The following is a 20,302-nucleotide window of genomic DNA, read 5'->3' on the forward strand; positions in this document are numbered from 1 at the left end:
TATAATCAAATCTTCCTAGTACTTAGAATTTTTCAACTAACCTTAAAACTCAGGATTTGCAGTTTTATTTGTGTTAGGTAAAACAGGAGGAAACACTTGCCGGAGAGCTTCGGTTTGTATCTCTTTTTGTATTTCATCACACCTTTTCTCTGCTTCTGAAATTCTCTCTCCGGGTAAAAAATCAACGTCAAAACTAACAAGACAGTCAAAAACACCATCTCCGTATGGTTCGTTTATTAATCCCTTTTTAAACAACTGATAGAGTAATAACCAATATGAATCTTTATCATAGTTATCTGGCGATTGAGTAATTCGATTAGAAAAATCCACTACTTTCTGTTGATGTAAATTCATTTCCAACAGCATAGTGATAGAAACACAATCTTCACTATTAATAATTAATTCAGCAGTCGAATCATCAACTACACAGCCAGCTCGAATTAAACTATGTAGAGGCCATGACATACCATCAGACCGTCCTTTCAAAGCATTATCTTTAATTATTTCTATTAATTGTGCTCGGTAAATAGTGGGATCGACCGCAGCATTCGACATTAACAAATCTAACAAAGGCAATAAGGCAGGAAAGTGCCATGCTAGATTTAATAAAGGATCGATAAGATGAAATGGAGCATATTCATCCAAATGCGGAAGAATTAACGAAACAGCATATTTTAAGACGCTACCGTCAGGTGTTTCTTTATTTACTTCGATTGCCCTATTAATGAAAGTAAGAGCCTCAGTAGCAGACAACTTAGGTTCGCTTTCATTTGAATAGCCTAATCTGCTCGGCAATGCCCCTCTTAACTCTAAAACCCACGAGTCTTCTATTGGGCTTGGCAGAGCTTCAACAACAGTCTTTTTGAGGTTCAAAGTTAATTTGTATTCAGCTAAAAAAACACCTAAATCTCGCAAAAACTCTTGAGCTTCATCATCCGATTTACAGTAACAAGAATAATCGTCAATATATCTATAAAATTCGTATTCTTTTTCTCTAAGTTTTTTATCTACGCACCCTAGAATTAATTCAGCAAAAATACTAGAAGTCGCTGAACCTATTGGAATACCCAAAGTCTCGTTTCTTTTGCACTTTCGCTGAAACATATCCAGTTTGTTGAACCAAAGTTCACGTTCATTTTGTTGTGCTTTAGCTTGATTGAGACCAACTAAACTCCAAGGAATTGCGTGCGAATAAATACTATTAAAGCAATTGGCAACATCAGCGTGAACTCTAAACCGCTTAGTAAAGCCTTTCTGATGCGACCTAGAAACTTTTGCCATAGGCTCTTCGTAATTCATGACCATCAAGCGCTTTTCTTCATGATGAAACTGTGGCTTTATTATACTGTTTTGATTTTCCGTAATTGAGTGAAGATGTTCCCAGTTATCATGTATACACTTTGCTAGAAGAGCGTAAGCTTTGGGGTGCACTAAACTTAAAACTCTGGGCACATTGTTATAACGAGTAGCTTTATACTCAACAAGATCGTAACCTGACTTTTTTCTTTCTCTACTGTCTTCAATTCCAGTTAAAGCTTCAACAACTTCTGGTGTAAACTGCCTTGTATCAATACATGGTGGTAATTCCCCAACGGAAGCCCTCTGATTAGGAAAATAATTATGCCGAGTTAATGCTTCATATAACGCTCTATCTCGTCCCTTATTATCAAAAAACCAACTCATTCCATACTCCCGTCCATAAGATCATCAATGCCCAGCTTTTCAGCAAAACTTTTATTTCTACGATGCGCTCTTGCTGCAATTTCGGATAGCTTAATTATTTCCTGTTGTGCCCAAGCGATTCGTTCTCTTGTTTCAGGATGTATAATGCGAATTTTTTCCCTTAACCAAGTCCCATTCACCGTTTCTTCATATTCGGCAGGTACATCAATTTTGCTATACGATTCCCCAATCAGATAGCAATAAAATTTCTCGATCTTGTGAACGCTATAATTCGCTATTAACGTACAATAGTTGGGGGTTTGATGCATGTAATCGGTAAGGGTGACATTAGGAGCTTTAAATTCAATAAGGACACACTTTCCTTCAGATGCATAAATGAAAATATCTGGTCGCTTAGTAATTTTTAGCTGTAATTTTGTGATTTCTTCTTCAGGAATATCTTTTAACAAATATTCACCAGATTTAGATTGTATTTCATTGAGAGGCACATCTGAACATCCTTCAAAATGCACAAACTCCTCATCTAATATCCACAAATCATTTAAGTTGCCATCTGATTTTCGCTTAAAGATAAGGTCATGAATAATCCCTTCTTTATCTCGCCTTTTCTTGCCTTCAGCAAGCGGTTCTGTTTGCACTGCCAACTCTTGGTTCAAAACCCTATCTAATAACTTAGCCACCAATTCACGCCTAACAACGTACTTAGAAAGCTCTTCTTTGTTTTGAGCATCAACCAAAGCAGACAGCTCACTGCTCTTTTCTTCTAAGTCTGACTGATAAGTAGGGGAAGTTGGATCCATATGATTAAGTTGTTCAATGACTTTTCTAGCTTCATTGCTTTTACCAGCAACATACTTTGCTTCTTCTATATGCAAGCTTTTAACAATGCTGTCATCGTCATCTGTTAACTTTACTGACTTTTTCACGCTTACAGCAATATGGTGTGAAATACCGAGTTCTTTAGCTAGCGACATAACCTTTCTTTCAGCATTCTCTTGCGCTTGTTCTATTTCCTTGTAAATAGACTTAAGCTGAATGTTTGCTTGTTCTTTAATGTCATCTAGATAAACCTTACTTCCTTCGCCAAATAATCCATTAGAAAGTTCTTTAACATCTGATTTATTTGGAATTTCGAATGCATCAACAGAATGGTTTACATTATCGGGCTTATCCAAATAATCACCATAAAAAGCAGTAACCATTCTAGTACCTTGATGACCATTACTTTTTCTCAAAATTGGGTTTTTGATTTCTTCAACTGGAATATCTTTACTACAAAGAAAAGCACCATGAATATCTACTTCATTCGCTGGGAATGTAAAAACGCACCAGTTAAACTTTTCAGGCTCAATACCTTGGGCATTGCGCCAGCCAATTTTTCCCTTGTCTTCAAATGGCTCCTGATATCTAACCTCAAAGCTACCTTTGTCGCTTGGTTCAGGAAAATTCTTAGGTTCAATTGTCAAATTTTCTGTTTCTGCGACTTGATACGAGAATTGCAACTTGATCGTTGGGAAGGACTTCCCCTTACATTTTTCGAGATAAGCACGCAGAGCAAACTGCGATTTTATCCAAGAGACAAAAGCACCAAATTTCAACGTTGTGTATGCAGCCTGATCTTGTTTATGGCTTCGCAAATGCTTTAAGGTGATCGTGGTCTCTAACTTATCGGCAGCAACCTTTTGTGGAGCAGAATCATCATAGATAAAATTATCTTTGCTACTGCTGAATTTTCGCAGATACAAGTCGTTATCTTGGCGATATACGCTTTTAAAGGTGACTTCACCAAAGCGGTGTAAATACTGAAGTCTTCCAGAGCCTCGGTTATTAAACCCTTTAGTTCGGTCTAATAACCTTTCAAATCTGTTGAACGACTCATCGGTAAACCCTACTCCAGAATCCGTGATTTCAATAAACTCCAATTTCTTTGAGTTTTCATCTTGATCATTGAAACGCAGATGAATCGTTATTGCCCTCTCAAAACTGTCGTCCAATTTAAAAATTGATTCTAACGAGTTATTGATAGCTTCTATGATCGGTGAAAACGGATTTTTAGATGCTTTGATTAAAGTAAGCATCCCTTTCAAATCACTTAAAGGGTTCTTACGCATCTAGGAAACTTCCTTATTTATTGTTATCTCACCTGAGATTAACTTGGGTAATAAAGTATCTCTTAACTTCTCAAGTTTATTAGTACTTTCATGATTAGCTTGGATCTTTGAGAAATACAGTTCCATAATCTCGTCGAACTTAGCCAATACGCTTTCACTAGGGCAAACTACAGGCAGTGCATTTAGTACTTTTGTGGTCATACTTGGCACAGCAGAACCTACGTTCATATTGTCAAAGTTCAACCTTTTAAGAAGGTAAAATGCAAACTTAGCAACATTTGGCAATTTAGGTATGGTAAAAAACATAGTGTCTACAGACCAAAATGTTTCGTTTACGTACATGATATTGGAAAGCGTTCCTTTTCTTGGGATAAGAAACGACTCCCCCTCATATAAAAACTCATCTACTCTACGCATTAAACCACCAGAGCCTGTACTGGTCAACTCAAACTGGACACTTTTAGTTGAGAATTTTCAAACTCTACTGGTGATAAATCATTATTAGCTGAATGAAGGCGCTCTAAGTTGTAATACCTCATATAAGCGGCCACATCCGACTTCATAAACTCATTTGTTGGTTGACTAACCTTAAAAATCCAATCGTGTTTTAAGCTACCAAAGAAACGCTCAACAACGGCATTATCCCAACACGCACCCACATCACCCATGCTGGCTCGGATACCATAACTCGAGAGCAGCCTACCGAATTGCTTACTGGTATATTGCGAGCCTCGGTCACTGTGAAATACCAACCCTCTTGCCGGTCGGCGCAGGTTGTAAGCTTTCATTAATGCCTTAGATATCAAATCCGTGGTCATGCGTTTGTCTATGTGCCACCCCACAATCCGGCGTGAATATAAATCCATCACCACCGCCAAATACATCCAGCCTTCACCTGTCTTTAAATAGGTCACGTCACCTGCCCAAACCTGATTAACAGATACTGGGTTAAAGTTCATGTTTAGCAGGTTATTAGCCACGGCATCAGAGTGTTTGCGCTGTGTCGTCACCTTATAAGCCCGTCGCTGGGTTGCTTTGAGTCGAAGGCGGTGCATAATTTTACGAACGAGATAGCGACCAACCTGGTAGCCTTCCTTGCGCAATTTCTTCACCATTTCACGATTACCTAAGCTGCCTCGACTTTGCTTAAATAGCTTTCGAACAAGGCGATAAAGCTTCAGTGTTTCAAGACTTATCACGTTTGCAGGGCGTTTATGCCAATCGTAATAGCCTGACTTACTGACACTCATTACTCGGCATAACAGCGCAGTAGGAAACTGGTTAGATAACTGTTTAATGAAGCGAAATTTTACTTCATTTCTCTCGCAAAGAAGGCGCTTGCCTTTTTTAGAATTTCTTTCTCCATGCGTAGTTCTTTGTTTTCTCTACGTAATCTCTTTAACTCATCACGTTCAGATTCTTGTAGGGCGATACCCTGTTGCAATGCTTGGTGTTTTTCCTTCCAGTTATAAAGCAGGCTTGTGCTAATCCCAAGAGACTTTGCTGCCTCAGCAATACTATAGCCCTGTTCTAGCACCATTAAGACGGCTTCGTCTTTGAATGTCTGCGGATAACTTTTATGTGATTTTTTTAAACTCATATCGACTTCTTAATTTATTGACCATACTGTCTCAAAATTAAGTGTCCGATGGAATTAGACCAGAACACTATCCGTACTGACCGATCTTAATAATCGTGGTGTAAAAGATATTCTTATCGCCTGTGTTGACGGCTTGACCGGTTTCCCTGAAGCGATAGCCAGTATCTTCCCTCATACGGAAACACAGCTATGTGTTATCCACCAGATCCGCAACTCAATGAAGTATGTCGCCTCAAAACATCAGAAAGCGTTTATGGCTGATTTAAAGCCTGTATATCGAGCCGTGAGTAAAGAAGCGGCAGAGATGGCATTGGACGAACTGGAGGCCAAATGGGGTGATGCTTATCCGCTGGTAATCAACTCTTGGCGTCGCAAATGGCATAATTTGTCCCATTATTTTAGGTACCCAGAACATATCAGGAAAGTGATTTACACGACCAATGCAGTTGAGGCGGTACATCGCCAATTTAGAAAGCTCACCAAAACCAAAGGTGCTTTTCCTAATGAAAATAGCTTGTTGAAGCTACTTTATGCAGGCATATTAAACGCCTCAGATAAATGGACCATGCCAATCCACAATTGGAGCCTTTGTTTATCTCAGTTAGCGATTTATTTTGAAGGGCGTTTAGATAGCGTGCTAGAAATTTAAAAATTAGCCTGACACAGAATTTTGAACGCCCTCGCGCCGTAACCTGTAAGTTACATTAGGTTACTCCTAATTAAATACCTGTACAATATTGATAAGTTTGATATTGATTTATGGTTACATTATTTGTGACGGAGTCTACTGTTTGGTCATTGTTTGTCTGGCTTTTGTGATGGGCTCGGTGTGTTTTGGTAGGTTTTGTTGATTTGGCTGGCAGTGTTAGTGTGGCGATATATAGCTCTTTGTTGCTGCCGCTTGTAGACCATTAAATTATTCTGCCTATTTTTATAGGCAATATAAATCAAGTAGAATGTGATGAAAATTGTTGTGTTTAACAAAATTCAACCTTTGTGTTTGTTGTCAATCTAAAAGCCTCTCTAAATTAATACAAGTCTGATTATTCTTCATGGGCGGAGTGTTTTTCATGCGAATGTTAACCTGATTCACCGGCCATAACCTTGGATCTCACATGGATGCAAACTAGTCGTTAACAGCGAGGCTAAGCGATGGCATCAGCTCGCTAAACGGCTTGGCTTAAAGCTTGATACTTGATGCCTGATGTATATGGCTTAGGGGCTTCTTGGTTTGAGCAATTGCCTAATCTTGAGTCGCTTTATGTACTAGTACAATGAGTGCTTAGTTAGCTTTAATTATCACTAACTGTCAGCCACTTACCATCGAATAAAGTTAAATAATACAGTGCAGTCAGCCTAGGTGCTCTATAGTCATAAGTGGGTGTTAGGCTTAGTGTATTTAGGTGCAATAACAAGCATTGATACCAAGTTGTTACTAAACCAAGAGACTGACTTTTACGGATAAGGATGTCAATTGCACATATCAGCTAAGCGTTTAGCACTCTTGTTAGTTCTGGCTATCCTAGTGCTGCCATTAGGACTGCTTATCCTACATCTCGCTTTTATGGTTAAAGCCTCGCAATCAACTGAAATCATCAGCTGCCAGCAAGTGTGGGCACATCGCGGCGCTCACACAGAACACCCTGAAAACAGTTTAGCGGCCTTTACTGCTGCTTTTGAGCAAGGCTCTCGAGGGGTTGAACTTGATGTCCATTTTGATAGTCAATCTAATCAGTTTGTGGTGAGTCACGATGCAATAGCCCAGCAAGCGCTAGCTAATGCATTAACCTTGGAAGCTGTATTTGCCAAGCTAGGTGGCGCTGATTACTACTGGCTTGATTTCAAAAACCTGGTTGATTTATCACAAATACAAAGGCTGCAAGCCTTGGCTGAGCTTGAACGGCTTATCAAAGCGTTTGATGTGCCCAAATCGCACCTCATTGTTGAGTCTATTGCTATCGATGGTTTAGTTATCTTTACTCAGGCTGATTTTATTACCAGCTATTGGCTAACTCTCAATGATGAGCTGACACCACTCAGTTATGCCAATTATGCTTTTAGGATAAAAGCCAAATATCTGCTCGGACAGTTTCGCGTTATTTCAACGGATATTAATAATTATACCGATAATTTTGGCATCCATTTTCCGCAGATCCCAACCTTATTATTTACTGTGAACGAGCCATCATTAATCAATGCATTATTTACTGAGGCGCGGGTGCGTGTGATTTTAACTGATCACGGAGCGCCTGCGACCTTTGATCTTTGTCAAGGAGCGATAGCCAAATGAAACTCAGGCCGTTGAAGCTAATGCCACTCACAAATTTCACTTCGCCATTGCTGCTTTTTAGCGTTTGTTTTGGTATGAGCTTAGTGATTAATCATGACAAACTTGCGCTTTCAGAAGTGAAAGGCATTATTCATTCACTCGGGTTAGCGATACTGTGTTTTGGGTTATTAAGGATTGCGGCTCGTGTATTGCTAGTGCGGATATTATTAGCGCTATTAATAGGATTAGAATTCTTTTTACAACTGACGTACCAGACATCCATGTCTGTCAGTATAGTGATGAGCTTATTGAATGCCCCTATGAGTGAGGCTGTAAGTTTCATTAACCAATATGGATGGGCGTTGCTGCTTGCGCTTATTTCTATGGGCTTATTGATTACTCTGCCGATACGCCCAAGCCCGCTTCTTACCGTCACGAGTTCAGCCCTTGGTTTAGGGTATTTGTTGATACCCCTGTTATTGCAGCTTCCTGGTATTTACCGTGATGAGTTTTATGTCGATTACCTGAATAAAGGTACCTCTCGCGGTCATTCAACCACGTTTAGTCAAATCGAATATAGTTTACATAAGTTGTCGCCGCGCTTTCCTATGTTTACCAGTGTTATTGCTCTCTTAGACAGTGCCACATTTCTTGGCATGCAAATCGATAGCCATTCTTCATGGCAACAAGTTAGCCGTGGTGGTAATGCCCCGCATTTATTGGTATTAGGTATTGGTGAATCACTACGAGCCGCCAATTTAAGTCTTTATGGTTATGAGCGAAATACCACGCCGCAATTAGCGTCGTTGCAACGCAGTCAAAATTTACAGGTATTTAATCAAGTGTATGCCGCCGGAACCAATACTTGGAACTCAGTGCCTGCGATTATGACTCATAGCCAAGACTTGCCAGATATGTCTAAATCTATTATTCACTTAGCTAAAGATGCCGGCTATGAAACTTTCTGGTTATCTAACCAAGCGGCCTTAGGTCAATGGGATTTCTCTATTACGAGTTTAGCCAATCAAGCCGACCATCAATTCTTTGTGTCAACCGATGCTGGCGGCAGTCAATATGATGAGGTGCTAATTCCAGAGCTGGCGTCTGCAATCGCAAGTAGTGACAAACCCAAACTGATTGTTTTACATTTTTATGGCTCGCATATGACTTTTAGTGACCGTTATCCAGCAAAATTTGCGCATTTCAATTCAGCTAACTCAGAGCTCGACCAATACGACAACTCAGTGCTTTATACCGACTATATACAACAGCAGATTATTAATTTAGTGACCAAGCACAAGGGGCAGTATTTATATTTTGCCGATCATGGTCTAGGTGAGCCTAACGGTCTGATTGCACTAAAGCACGATGTGAGAACGCCTCCTGATATTGACTCCTTACGGGTGCCTATGTTCACCACGCCTAGTATCACTAATCACTTAAATTCGGCGCAAGCGGTGTCGCTATTTCATTTTGAATGTATTTTCACGCGCTGGGCAGATATTAGCGCCAAGGAGATTAGTGATAATAATTTCTGTGAAAAGGCGATTAATGCTGAACATTTAACTTTTCTTGATGCCAATATGAAAGTGCAAACGCAGCTATTGCCAACGAAACTAAGTGCTAAATTAACCCTAAAGTGACAGGCTATTCGCTATAGGTATAATGGCGCATTTGAGATGTAACTATAATAGGTTGTTTGATGCGCCCTACTTGGCAATTTTGGCTGTTTATAAGCTTGTGCGGACTGTGCTTGCTCCCTTGGATTAATTCTCCCATGGCGCTAATGCTTGGATTCGTTGTCGCTAATTTAGGTTGGCTGCCACGCGAGCTTGATATTGGTGCTATTACTAAAAAATTATTGTCATTATCTATTATTGGTTTGGGGTTTGGCATTCACTTAGAGCAAGGCATTCAAATTAGTCAGCAAGGATTGCCTTTGATCTTAGGCTCGATTGTTGCGACCTTGATATTAACCTTAGTATTTACCCGCTGGCTTGGCCTTGATAAAAAAACTGGCTATTTAATTGGCTCTGGTACTGCAATTTGTGGTGGTTCAGCCATCGCTGCTGTTGCCCCTGCTATTAATGCCAAAAACGAGCAAATTGCCATCGCCCTTGCCTGCGTATTTATTCTTAATGCATTAGCCTTGTTTATATTCCCTGTGATTGGCCACGCCTTAGCATTAAGCCAGCAAGACTTTGGTTTATGGGCTGCTATTGCCATTCATGATACGTCATCCGTGGTGGGCGCTGCCTCTGCCTATGGCGAGGAAGCCTTGGTTACTGCAACCACAGTGAAATTAGCGCGGGCATTATGGATAATCCCGTTAGCCTTAGTGAGTTCAATGATTTTTAAAGGCAGTAATCGCAGCTTTTCTATTCCCTATTTCATTTTATGGTATCTCGCAGCCATTGTATGGTGTTACTTCATACCTCAAGGCGCGCCTGTATATGAGTTTATTTTTGAGGCTGCAAAGCGCACCCTCATTTTATGTTTATTTCTGATTGGTGCTGGCATTACGGTTGCCAAAATAAAGCAGGCAGGCGCTAAACCTATGTTGCTTGCCTGTATCCTATGGGGCTTTATTGCTTGTGGTTCTTTGTGGGTGATTTTAGCTGAGTGATTTAGTTGAATGATTTAACTAAAAATGACTCTATAGTGCTGATTATGATGCCGTTGAATTTGGCCACATAAAAATTATCAATAGACTCATAAAACCAACCAAAGCGATTAAAGCACTGATTAAGCCACTAGTGAGCATAGTGCCCGCAAGGCTAAGTAAGGTCACAGTAATAATGAGATAATTCATAGGGCTTGCTCCGAGTGCTAAAGCATGAGTATGCAAGCCCTTAACAGCGTCGCCAAATAACCAAATGCGCTATTTTATAACTAGCAAGAGTGATATTAGTAAAAGTTGAAGCACCAAGGTGCCAGCTAACACTTATAGCGATAAAGCATGTGTTTTAGAGTTTTTAGTTCTTGACGTTAATCATAGGTGCAGAGCTTATAAGCGCTAAATGAACAAATATAAATAGCGCAAATTTATATTTGGGACGTGAATAAAGAATGTAATAACTATTAATGGTTTGAAAAATACATACAAAAAAGGCCGCTGATATAATCAGCAGCCTTTCTCATGGAATTTGGCGGAGGAGCAGGGATTTGAACCCTGGATAGGCTATAAACCTATGCCGGTTTTCAAGACCGGTGCATTCAACCACTCTGCCACCCCTCCGTTGGTGCGCATATTACTGAGAACACTTAGTGCTGTAAAGTCTTAAATGATAAAAGCAAATCAACTGCCCAAACTCTGTGCGACTTGATTGTTTGTCAATCAAACTTTAGTTAGCGGTGTTATTCTCAGCGCTAACCATAGCCTCAACGTCTGAGGTTTTTGAGTCTTTTTGCAATAAAAAGCCCAGTAACACGCCAATGGCACAGATCATTATGCCCCAGCCAATGGCGACTTCGCCAGCAGATGCCCATGTAGCTACTATGGTTGATGCGCCAAACGCCAAGGCTAATTGCAGGAAGTTCTGCACGCCAGCGGCCTTAGTGGCATCTTGAGTGAACTGCTGCAGAGCATTGTTAACCACAATTGGGTAAATACCGCCGCTAGACGCTGCCAGGATAGAGAAAGTAATTAACAGTGGGAAAATGCTGGCAAATTTAAACACGACTGTGCTTAAAAAAATTACCAGCACACATGAACCAAACTGCGCCAGTAAGATCTTCAGGGTGGTATCGCTACCAAATTTGCTAATCAGCGTCTTACTCGCATAACCACCGACAATGAACATAATGGTTTGCGGAATGAAGCTTAAGCCAATTTCTGCTGCGGCATAACCGTGTTGTTCCATCACGATTGGCCATACAGTCAGGTATGAGAAGAACGCCCCACTACAGGCACCAAAAATGATAACACTACCCAAAAACTTAGTGTTTTTAAGAATGTCGATAAAACCTGTAACGCTGTGAGTTTGCTGCGGCGCAGTTTTATCTCGGCCAGGCACTAAGATAAAGGTCATGATAATCAGCATGGCAGCAATAACAGTGAGCACCACAAAAATGGCGCGCCAACCTAAATTGTGCTGCACAAAGGCACCTAAAATCGGTGCCAAAGCTGGTGACAAAGCCACAAGCGGCATGATGTTACTGAAAATACCTTGGGCTTCATCAGCATCATATTGCTCAATGACCAAGGCTTGCCAAATAACGGCGGCACTACAAGCACCTAATGCCTGGCAGAAACGGGCGATATTTACAGCCATCATGCTATCGCTGTTGGCGATGGCAATAGACGCTGCACCAAATAAGGCTAAACCGCCAAACAAGGCATTGCGTTTACCAATCTTGGCCACTAATGGTCCATAAGCCAATTGACCACACGCTAAACCCGCTAAGAAAGTGGTTAATGACATTGCCACTTGAGTTGGTGTGGTATTAAAGGTAGTTTCAATAGCATTAAATGCCGGTAAGTACATGTCTGTAGCAATAAAGCCCAGCATACTGAGCATCGAAAGATAGAATAAAAACATGTAAAATTTGATACTGTTAGTTTTTTTCATACGAGATAAACATCATAAAATTAGAGACCATGCATTTTATAGCCTTGCTAAACAGGGTTGAAGCATTTATTTTTGATGCACGCTATCAAAAATTTTCACAGCACAAGGATGAACTCAATGCTATCTGAACAGGCATTTGAATTAATTGATATTGTTGCCAGACATGGAAGCTTTACCGCGGCAGCCCACCGCCTCCATAAGGTGCCATCGGCGGTGAGTTATGCCGTTAAGCAAATCGAAGATGAAATGGGTGTAAGTTTATTTGTTCGCCATCATCGCAGTGTCAGTTTAACCCCCGCCGGTGAGCATTTTGTTAAGCAAGCAAGACGCATGTTGAGTGATATTAATAACCTTAAACGTGATACCCAAAGTGTTGCCAATGGCTGGCAACCAACCTTAGCGATTGCATTAGACAACATAGTAAGAGCCGACAGAATTAGCACGTTAATAGCTGATTTTTATAGAAAATTTTCTGATGTCGAACTCATTATTCGTATAGAAGTATTCAATGGTGTATGGGAAGCATTAGCCACAGATAGAGCCGATATTGCCATTGGTGCCACCACGGCAATACCTGTGGGAGGCACCTTTAAATACAAAGATATGGGCGAAATTGACTGGGCATTTTTGGTGAGCAAGCAGCATCCATTGGCCGGTATTCATCGCCCTTTAACTGACGATGAACTGCGCCATTACCCATCCGTTTGCCTTGAAGATACCTCGCGCGAAATCCCGAAGCGCGATACTTGGCTCTTGAATAATCAACGGCGTTTAGTCGTTCCAGATTGGATCCGCGCGCTTAATTGTTTTAGTGGCGGATTGGGTATTGGCTATATGCCAAGGCACCTAGCCAGTGTATTTATTGAAAAAGGCATAGTACTGGAAAAACAGTTAGTTAATCCGCGAGGGATCAGTCAATGTTGTTTGGCATGGAACGCTAATGCGGTATCGCCGGCAAAACAATGGGTACTCGACTATCTGGGCGATGGCGATAAACTCCATAAAGAATGGTTAACCTGATTTTTAGTCATGATGGTTTGAAAGGCAATGACCCTGAAATGGAATTTATAGCGCAGATTATTAAACTAAATTTATCTAATATCCACAGTCTTACATTGACCTAGACAGCTACTAGGTTATTATTTTGACATAGGCAATTGGTAATACATTCAATTTATAACTTGTTTTAATCGGAGCACATCATGAATCAACAAACTGTCTACAGTAGCAGTTTATCGACACTCGAAGTCAACAAGCTACTGAAGAATACTTATATGCTGTTGGCCATGACTTTAGCTTTCTCTGCTGTTTGTGCTGGGATAGCAATGGCGTTGGCCATCAGTCCATTAATGTCAATCGGCCTGTCACTTGGTGGTTTAGTATTACTATTTGTTACCTTGAAAAAAGCAGATACTGCTAGTGGCTTGTTATGGGTGTTTGCCTTTACCGGCATTGAAGGCGCATCTCTGGGTTATATTCTTAACCATTATGTCGGCATGGCTAACGGTCCACAGTTGATCATGCAAGCATTAGGATTAACGTCGGCGATTTTCTTTGCTCTGTCAGCTTATGCTGTAACCACTAAAAAAGACTTTTCGTTTATGCGCGGCTTCTTATTTGCCGGCTTAATAGTTGTTGTGGTTGCGATGCTGATTAACATCTTTTTAGGTAACAGCATAGTGTTTATGGCGATGAACGCTGCCATCGCTTTATTGATGACAGGTTTCATTCTTTACGATACTAGCCGAATTGTTAATGGTGGCGAAACCAACTATATCCGTGCCACTGTTTCTTTATACCTAGATTTCTTAAACTTGTTTATGGCGATTCTGCACCTACTTGGGATCAGCAACGACGATTAATGCTTAACGGCTAATACTAGGATAAAATGGCTCCTTCGCGAGCCATTTTTTATTGGGTTATGAGTAAATTAATAATACAAGTGAACGGCAATGTTTATGGCAGTGTGCCAGGTTTTCATGCCTACCGTTTTACAGAAGCTGCTATTAACGCTGGCCATCAGATTGTCTGCGTATTTTTTTATCAAGATGGCGTGAGCCATGCAAATGGCTTAACTTCTCCGGCGAGTGACGAATTTAATTTGCACCAAGCTTGGGGGGCATTGGCGACTAAGTATCAAGTGCCGCTTGTTAATTGTGTGTCTGCAGCGCTGCGCCGCGGCGTAATCAGCGCAACTGAGGCCCAAGAATTAGCACAAGCACATTTTAATTGTTCACCATCTTTCAGCATGGGTGGTTTAGGTGAGTTAGTCACGGGTATAGAAACCGCTGACCGTTGGGTAAATTTCTAACATGAAAAAAATATGTGTGATCTTCAGACGTGGCCCGCATAAGGGTGGTCGTGAAGGCGTAGACTTAGCATTATTAAGTGCCAGTTTTGATCAACAAGTCAGTGTTGTGTTTTGCGATGAAGGTGTCTTACATCTGTTACCTGATCAACAACCGCAGTTGATTGGCCAACGAGATTATATGGCCACCTTAAAGGCACTGCCTTTATATGATGTTGAAACCGTATTGGCGTGTAAGTTGTCACTCAGTGATTATGGAATGATCCGCACTGACTTAGCCATTGCTTGCCAACAAGCAAGTGCCGAAGATATTAGTCAGTTATTAGCTGACTCTGATGAAGTGGTGGTGTTTTAATGATCTTACATCATATTCAAACATCACCCGCAACAGACAATGCACTTAAGTCTTGCTTGCGTTACCTTAAAAAAGGCGATGCGGTATTATTATCGGCCTGCGCCGTCAATGCCCTACTGCTTCGTCAATATGTGATGGCGTTATCGCCGTTTAAAATTTATGTATTGGAAGAAGATGTAATAGCGCGCGGTTTAAGCCATAGACTCGATAAATACGAACACATAAATTATCAAACTATGGTCGATTTAGTACTCCAGCATCAAAAGGTAATTACGTGGTAAATAGCATGGTATTTAATGGTGCAACCATTGAATTGGATAGGCAAGGTTACTTGGTCAATGCTAGCGATTGGAGCGAGTCATTAGCACCAATAATTGCGACAGCAGAAGACATTGAATTGACGGACTCTCACTGGGAAGTTATTCATTTCGTGAGAAGTTTTTATTTAGAATACAACACTAGCCCTGCGATTCGGGTGTTAGTTAAAGCTATTGGTCAAAGCCTTGGCGAAGACAAAGGTAATTCTAAATATCTATATACCCTGTTTCCATTGGGGCCAGCCAAACAAGCGACTAAAATAGCTGGCTTACCAAAACCGGCAAAATGTATCTAACAAAAAGCCCTACTTAGTAGGGCTTTTTTATATGGATAAATTAACTGTATGAATTACATTATAATTTAAGCAAAAGCTGATTGCAGTTGTGGTACAACTTGCTTCTTACGGCTCAGTACACCATCTAACCACACGCGGCCATTTTCGCTGGCTTTGCCATAAGCTTTATGAGACAAGTGCTCATCATCAGAAATGATTAACATTTCTGAGCCTTCTTTCATAATGTCAGTCAGTAATAAAATGACACTATGTCGTTGGCCTTCTTGCTTTAATAAGGCAATATCCGCTTCCAAATCAGCTTTGATAGCATCAAAGACAGATAAGTCGATAACTTCTAATTGGCCAATACCAACTAAATTACCGTTCATATTAAAGTCTTTAAAATCACGCATGACGAGTTCGCGAGCTGGCGTGCCTTCGACCGCGGATTTTACCAAGAACATTTCCATGCCCAGGGCTTTAAAATCTTCAACGCCAGCAATTTCAGCTAATGCTTCAACGCAGCGAATATCAGCTGTGGTGCAGGTTGGTGATTTGAAAATAACAGTATCACTTAAGATGGCACATAACATAATGCCGGCGATATCCTTAGGAATAGGCACACCATAAAAGTCATACATCATTTTGATGACAGTGTTGCTACAACCTACTGGACGGATCCAACACTCTAATGGTGTAGAAGTCGTTAAATCACCTAATTTATGGTGGTCAACAATACCAACAATAGTCGCTTCAGCAATATCATCTGGTGCTTGAGTTAGTTCAGAATGATCAACAATATACACCTGCTCACCAGCATAATGCTGTTTATATTCAGGCGCTTCAACACCAAAACGTTCTAAGATGAATGCTGTTTCAGGAGAAATATCACCTAAACGAGTGGCTACTGCAGCTTCACCAATTTGGTTTTTTAAATAAGCTAAAGCGATAGCGCCACAAATTGAATCAGAATCAGGGATCTTATGTCCCACTACAAAAATGGTCATGGTTTCTTTCTCACAGTAAAATTTTGAGCATTTTACCAAACATTACCCCAAAATACATCCAGCTAGAGATTGAAGTGCTTGATTCATTACTAATACTTTAGGATAAGGGATTGATATTAAAACTCACCACAACCCAATACTATGGGTAACCATTCAATGTGATTGTAATTCGATGGCACACTCTGTGATAGATAAATCAATTTGAGCGCTATGGTTTATCAACTAATATCAATGACTGATGCTGATAAATGTCATCTATTATTAGCAGTGAATTATGAATAATCAATCTATTGGCATTTAGTGAGTTGGTTTTATTCACGATTTTTAGCGGTAAACATCGGATTGTTATTCGTAGTAAAGAATGAAACTAGCCGTTAATACACAAGTTAGTCGCAAGCCTCCACTATCTTTATTTAACGGCTGATTAGTGAAAACCTAACCACAAGCCTACCCATTGAATTTATTACATAAATAACTGCTAATGACTGCTAATGACAATTAACAGTCATTAGCAGTTAGATTATAATAACCAAATAAATTAAGCCTTTGCGCATCCCTTTAGTTATTAAGAATCCTCTGAATGTCTAGCAATTCACAAGATAAATGGTTAACCACAATTCAAAATAACGGCAGTAGTCAAGATATTGCTGTTGATAATCAACATTACTTTAGCCAAAAAAACTTACCTGCTGAGCTGATTGCGAGGATCCAACAAGCTGAACAAGAAACCTTATCGGCAAAGAATGAAAACACTATGCGTAACTATCGCCTGTATTGGCGACAGTTTACCGAATGGTGTCAGCAGTTTGGGGTTAGCTTCATTCCTGCTGATCCACAAATTGTACTTGCCTATCTGCAAGCACAAAGTGAAAAGATTACTGACCGCGGCTTTCACTTAAGTCCATCGACATTGCACAATATGTTGGCGGCAATTAATTATGCTCATGATATTAATCAACTTCCCTCACCGACCAAGTTGAAACAAATTCAAGAATATCTTGATACTATCAATCGCAATCGCCGCCGAACTACTATGGATAATCAAAAGCGCGCCATTGTCGATTATTACTTAGAACAATTGATAGCTACTACTGCTGAAGAAATTGCACCGAGGCGTCGCGCGCGCGATCTTGCCATCATTTTAATGGGCCGCCAAGGTGCCTTTCGCCGCTCAGAGTTAGCTGACTTGACCCTCAATGATCTTGAGTTTTTACCCGACCGCATTATTGTGACATTGCGATTTAGCAAGGCAAGTCAGGATGGACGACATAAACACAGTAAAGAATTATTAAAAGATGAAAAATATAGCTGCTACCAAGCCCTACTCGATTGGATAGAAATCGCCGGATTGCCGAGGCGAGGCAATATACAATTATTCCAGTCGATTACCCGCTGGGATAAATTAGCGCGGCCAAGAGCCACGCAAAACAAACCGGTTAATTTTAGCGGCCAAGAGGTTTATCGTATTATCAAAAAACGCTGCCAATTAGCACAATTAGATGCCGAATTATTTGGTGCGCATAGTTTACGCAGTGGCTTGCTGACTCAGTGGGCGCGTGATGGAAAATCTATCTTTGCAATGAAACAGCGTAGCGGTCATAGATCAGTAACATCGGTTGATCGTTACGTACAAACCGCATAAAAAAAGCCCGCGATTGCGTAATGCCGATCAGTTAACACAGATCGCTTGACGATCTCACTGAAAGGATAAAAATCCGATGACTCCATGTCATCGGATTTTTTATGCAACTTTCTGACGCTTTGACGCGTACCCATATCAATCGCCATACTGAATTGACCTGTCTGGCCTATGTTGCCTGACAATATTGAAGCTCGCTTACTGACGAAGACGGTAAAAGGTAAGTTGGTTTCCATTTTGACCTCATTAACTGACCCCTTGCGTTATCCGGGGGCCGAAATAGCGGATTTATATGCCCATCGATGGGAGATAGCAGTGGGCTATCGGGAGATGAAGCAGCATCTGCTGGAGAGTCGCTTTACGCTACGCAGTCAATTACCAGAGCTGGTTATCCAAGAATTGTGGGGGGTACTGTTGGCCTATAACCTCATCAGATACAAGATGGTGTTGATGGCTAAAAGCTTACCGTCGTTACATCCGAACCAATTAAGCTTTAGAGATGCGTCGAGTTATATCATTTTCAAACTGACTCAGCTGTCATCTCAAACGCCTGGGAATGTTCCGAGAGATGTCTTGGACATAGTGCGTAATGCGAGGCAGTTCAAGCTCGATGGGAAACGGGATAGAGCCTATCCACGTGCGTTAAAAATGAGTAAAAACAAGTATCCCATTAAGCCTAAGAAAAATGCCGTGCACACTAAGTGAACGGCATTACGCGATTGCGGGCTTTTTACATCAAACATTGTTAATAATCAGAACTATCGCTTCCCCTAAAGTGGCAATCACAATACTTAAAAAAACTGAGATTGCAGCCATATAGGAAATCCATCTTAACGTGGATAATCCCTGTGCCATAATTCCTTAAAAACTGTTTAGCCTAATTTTTCTAAACCGCCCATGTATGGACGCAACGCTTCTGGAACAGTAACTGTGCCATCTTCATTTTGATAGTTTTCAAGCACAGCAACTAAGGTGCGGCCAACGGCCAAACCTGATCCATTCAAGCTATGTAATAAAGCTGGCTTATTATCTTCTTTTGATCTGAAACGCGCTTGCATACGACGAGTCTGGAAATCTTTCATGTTGCTGCAAGAAGAAATTTCACGGTAAGTATCTTGCGCTGGTAACCATACTTCGATGTCATAAGTTTTGCTAGAACCAAAACCCATGTCGCCAGTACACAGCACCATAACACGATATGGTAAGCCAAGCTTTTGTAACACTTTTTCAGCGTGACCCGTTAACTCTTCCAGTGCCTGGGCAGAATCTTCTGGCTTCACTAATTGCACCATTTCAACTTTGTCGAATTGATGCTGACGGATTAAGCCGCGAGTATCTTTACCGTAAGAACCTGCTTCACTACGGAAACATGGAGTGTGAGCGGTCATCTTAATTGGCAGTTCAGCTTCATCAACAATAGTGTCGCGCACTAAGTTGGTTAACGGTACTTCAGCCGTCGGGATTAAACTTAAGCCTTGGCCTTCTTCGGTCGCAGGCTTAGTGTGGAATAAGTCTTCGCCAAACTTTGGCAACTGACCAGTTCCCATTAAACTGTCGGCATTCACTAAGTAAGGAACATAAGCTTCAGTGTAACCATGTTCAGTGGTGTGTAAGTCCAGCATAAACTGGGCTAATGCACGGTGCATTCTTGCCACTTGACCTTTCATCACGATAAAACGTGAACCGGTAATTTTCACGGCATTTGTGAAATCTAAGCCGGCAAGTCCTTCACCTAAATCCACATGATCTTTTGGTGTAAATCCTAATTGAGTTGGCTCGCCCCAACGACGAACTTCAACGTTGTCATTTTCATCTTTACCTTGTGGTACAGATTCATCTGGCAAATTTGGCATGCTCAAGGCAATGCCATTCAGCTCTGCAAGTAAGCTAGCTAATTGAATTTTACTCGCATCTAACTGAGCACCTAAATCACCGACTTGAGCCATGATAGGCGCAACATCTTCGCCACGCGCTTTAGCTTGGCCAATAGATTTAGAAATAGCATTGCGTTTCGCTTGAAGTTCTTCAGTGTCAACCTGTAAAGATTTACGCTTTTCTTCAAGAGCATTTAAGTGAGCGACGTCAAGGATAAAACCGCGATTAGCTAAGCGTTCAGCGGTAGTTTCTAATTCATTTCGAAGAAATTTAGGATCTAACATAATTTATA

Annotated in this window: 18 protein-coding genes, 1 tRNA gene and 2 pseudogenes; 12 read left to right on the forward strand and 9 right to left on the reverse strand. The window is 40.8% G+C overall.

Annotated elements, in window-relative coordinates; all coding sequences use genetic code 11:
* Window positions 1-42 precede the first annotated feature (42 nt).
* From drt4 to AC1HDP_RS03955, 4 genes are all read right to left on the reverse strand, one after another.
* Window positions 43-1,683 (reverse strand): antiviral reverse transcriptase Drt4, encoded by a 1,641-nt coding sequence (gene drt4, locus AC1HDP_RS03940; protein ID WP_479637745.1) that lies wholly within the window; start codon window positions 1,681-1,683, stop codon window positions 43-45.
* Window positions 1,680-3,794 carry a hypothetical protein gene (locus AC1HDP_RS03945; RefSeq protein WP_479637746.1) on the reverse strand — a complete coding sequence of 705 codons (2,115 nt, stop codon included), beginning with the start codon at window positions 3,792-3,794 and terminating at the stop codon, window positions 1,680-1,682. The genes drt4 and AC1HDP_RS03945 overlap by 4 nt, the downstream gene beginning before the upstream one ends.
* On the reverse strand, window positions 3,795-4,238 hold the full coding sequence (locus tag AC1HDP_RS03950) for a restriction endonuclease subunit S (RefSeq protein WP_479637747.1): 444 nt from the start codon (window positions 4,236-4,238) through the stop codon (window positions 3,795-3,797).
* Window positions 4,235-5,394, reverse strand: a protein-coding gene (locus tag AC1HDP_RS03955) for an IS3 family transposase (RefSeq protein WP_479637748.1) whose coding sequence is annotated in 2 segments (ribosomal slippage) — window positions 4,235-5,145 and window positions 5,145-5,394 — 1,161 coding nt in all. Because the reading frame shifts where the segments join, the coding sequence is not laid out codon by codon here. The genes AC1HDP_RS03950 and AC1HDP_RS03955 overlap by 4 nt, the downstream gene beginning before the upstream one ends.
* A gap of 67 nt (window positions 5,395-5,461) precedes the next feature.
* Here AC1HDP_RS03955 and AC1HDP_RS03960 point away from each other — a divergent pair.
* The 4 genes and pseudogenes from AC1HDP_RS03960 to AC1HDP_RS03975 form a co-directional block, all read left to right on the forward strand.
* Window positions 5,462-6,043, forward strand: a pseudogene (locus tag AC1HDP_RS03960) (IS256-like element ISSod4 family transposase); the annotation flags it as partial.
* 825 nt (window positions 6,044-6,868) lie between these two features.
* Entirely contained in the window at window positions 6,869-7,684 is an 816-nt protein-coding gene (locus AC1HDP_RS03965) for a glycerophosphodiester phosphodiesterase (RefSeq protein WP_479637749.1), read from the forward strand.
* A 20-nt stretch (window positions 7,685-7,704) separates the two neighbouring features.
* On the forward strand, window positions 7,705-9,306 hold the full coding sequence (locus tag AC1HDP_RS03970) for a phosphoethanolamine transferase (protein WP_479637750.1): 1,602 nt from the start codon (window positions 7,705-7,707) through the stop codon (window positions 9,304-9,306).
* A gap of 59 nt (window positions 9,307-9,365) precedes the next feature.
* Window positions 9,366-10,289 (forward strand): YeiH family protein, encoded by a 924-nt coding sequence (locus tag AC1HDP_RS03975; protein ID WP_479637751.1) that lies wholly within the window; start codon window positions 9,366-9,368, stop codon window positions 10,287-10,289.
* A 42-nt stretch (window positions 10,290-10,331) separates the two neighbouring features.
* Here AC1HDP_RS03975 and AC1HDP_RS03980 read toward each other — a convergent pair whose 3' ends face one another.
* The 3 genes from AC1HDP_RS03980 to punC form a co-directional block, all read right to left on the reverse strand.
* On the reverse strand, window positions 10,332-10,475 hold the full coding sequence (locus tag AC1HDP_RS03980) for a hypothetical protein (protein WP_479637752.1): 144 nt from the start codon (window positions 10,473-10,475) through the stop codon (window positions 10,332-10,334).
* Between the two features lie 335 nt (window positions 10,476-10,810).
* Window positions 10,811-10,901, reverse strand: a tRNA-Ser gene (locus AC1HDP_RS03985).
* Window positions 10,902-11,007: 106 nt separating this feature from the next.
* On the reverse strand, window positions 11,008-12,234 hold the full coding sequence (punC, locus tag AC1HDP_RS03990) for a purine nucleoside transporter PunC (protein ID WP_479637753.1): 1,227 nt from the start codon (window positions 12,232-12,234) through the stop codon (window positions 11,008-11,010).
* Between the two features lie 117 nt (window positions 12,235-12,351).
* Here punC and punR point away from each other — a divergent pair, with 117 nt between their 5' ends.
* The 6 genes from punR to AC1HDP_RS04020 all read left to right on the forward strand — a co-directional run bounded on the left by punR (window position 12,352) and on the right by AC1HDP_RS04020 (window position 15,510).
* Entirely contained in the window at window positions 12,352-13,254 is a 903-nt protein-coding gene (gene punR, locus AC1HDP_RS03995; protein WP_479637754.1) for a DNA-binding transcriptional activator PunR, read from the forward strand.
* Window positions 13,255-13,436: 182 nt separating this feature from the next.
* On the forward strand, window positions 13,437-14,096 hold the full coding sequence (locus AC1HDP_RS04000; RefSeq protein WP_479637755.1) for a Bax inhibitor-1/YccA family protein: 660 nt from the start codon (window positions 13,437-13,439) through the stop codon (window positions 14,094-14,096).
* 59 nt (window positions 14,097-14,155) lie between these two features.
* Complete coding sequence (gene tusD / locus AC1HDP_RS04005; RefSeq protein ID WP_479637756.1) at window positions 14,156-14,545, forward strand: sulfurtransferase complex subunit TusD; 390 nt, start codon at window positions 14,156-14,158, stop codon at window positions 14,543-14,545.
* A gap of 1 nt (window position 14,546) precedes the next feature.
* Entirely contained in the window at window positions 14,547-14,897 is a 351-nt protein-coding gene (gene tusC / locus AC1HDP_RS04010; RefSeq protein ID WP_479637757.1) for a sulfurtransferase complex subunit TusC, read from the forward strand.
* Window positions 14,897-15,178: a sulfurtransferase complex subunit TusB gene (gene tusB, locus AC1HDP_RS04015; RefSeq protein ID WP_479637758.1), complete on the forward strand. Its 282-nt coding sequence runs from the start codon at window positions 14,897-14,899 to the stop codon at window positions 15,176-15,178. The genes tusC and tusB overlap by 1 nt, the downstream gene beginning before the upstream one ends.
* Complete coding sequence (locus AC1HDP_RS04020) at window positions 15,172-15,510, forward strand: TusE/DsrC/DsvC family sulfur relay protein (RefSeq protein WP_479637759.1); 339 nt, start codon at window positions 15,172-15,174, stop codon at window positions 15,508-15,510. Before tusB ends, AC1HDP_RS04020 begins: the two co-directional genes overlap by 7 nt.
* Window positions 15,511-15,575: 65 nt before the next feature.
* Here the strand turns inward: AC1HDP_RS04020 and AC1HDP_RS04025 are convergent, their stop codons facing one another.
* Window positions 15,576-16,496, reverse strand: a complete 921-nt coding sequence (locus AC1HDP_RS04025) for a manganese-dependent inorganic pyrophosphatase (RefSeq protein ID WP_479637760.1) — start codon at window positions 16,494-16,496, stop codon at window positions 15,576-15,578.
* 580 nt (window positions 16,497-17,076) lie between these two features.
* Between AC1HDP_RS04025 and AC1HDP_RS04030 the strand changes: the two genes are divergently transcribed.
* Both AC1HDP_RS04030 and AC1HDP_RS04035 read left to right on the forward strand, forming a co-directional pair.
* Window positions 17,077-18,138, forward strand: a complete 1,062-nt coding sequence (locus AC1HDP_RS04030) for a tyrosine-type recombinase/integrase (RefSeq protein WP_479637761.1) — start codon at window positions 17,077-17,079, stop codon at window positions 18,136-18,138.
* Between the two features lie 162 nt (window positions 18,139-18,300).
* Window positions 18,301-18,840: pseudogene (locus AC1HDP_RS04035) on the forward strand (IS4 family transposase); the annotation flags it as partial.
* Window positions 18,841-19,007: 167 nt separating this feature from the next.
* Here AC1HDP_RS04035 and serS read toward each other — a convergent pair.
* Window positions 19,008-20,294, reverse strand: a complete 1,287-nt coding sequence (gene serS, locus AC1HDP_RS04040; RefSeq protein WP_479637762.1) for a serine--tRNA ligase — start codon at window positions 20,292-20,294, stop codon at window positions 19,008-19,010.
* Between the last annotated feature and the right edge of the window lie 8 nt (window positions 20,295-20,302).

It is taken from the genome of Shewanella sp. ISS20, assembly GCF_056522965.1.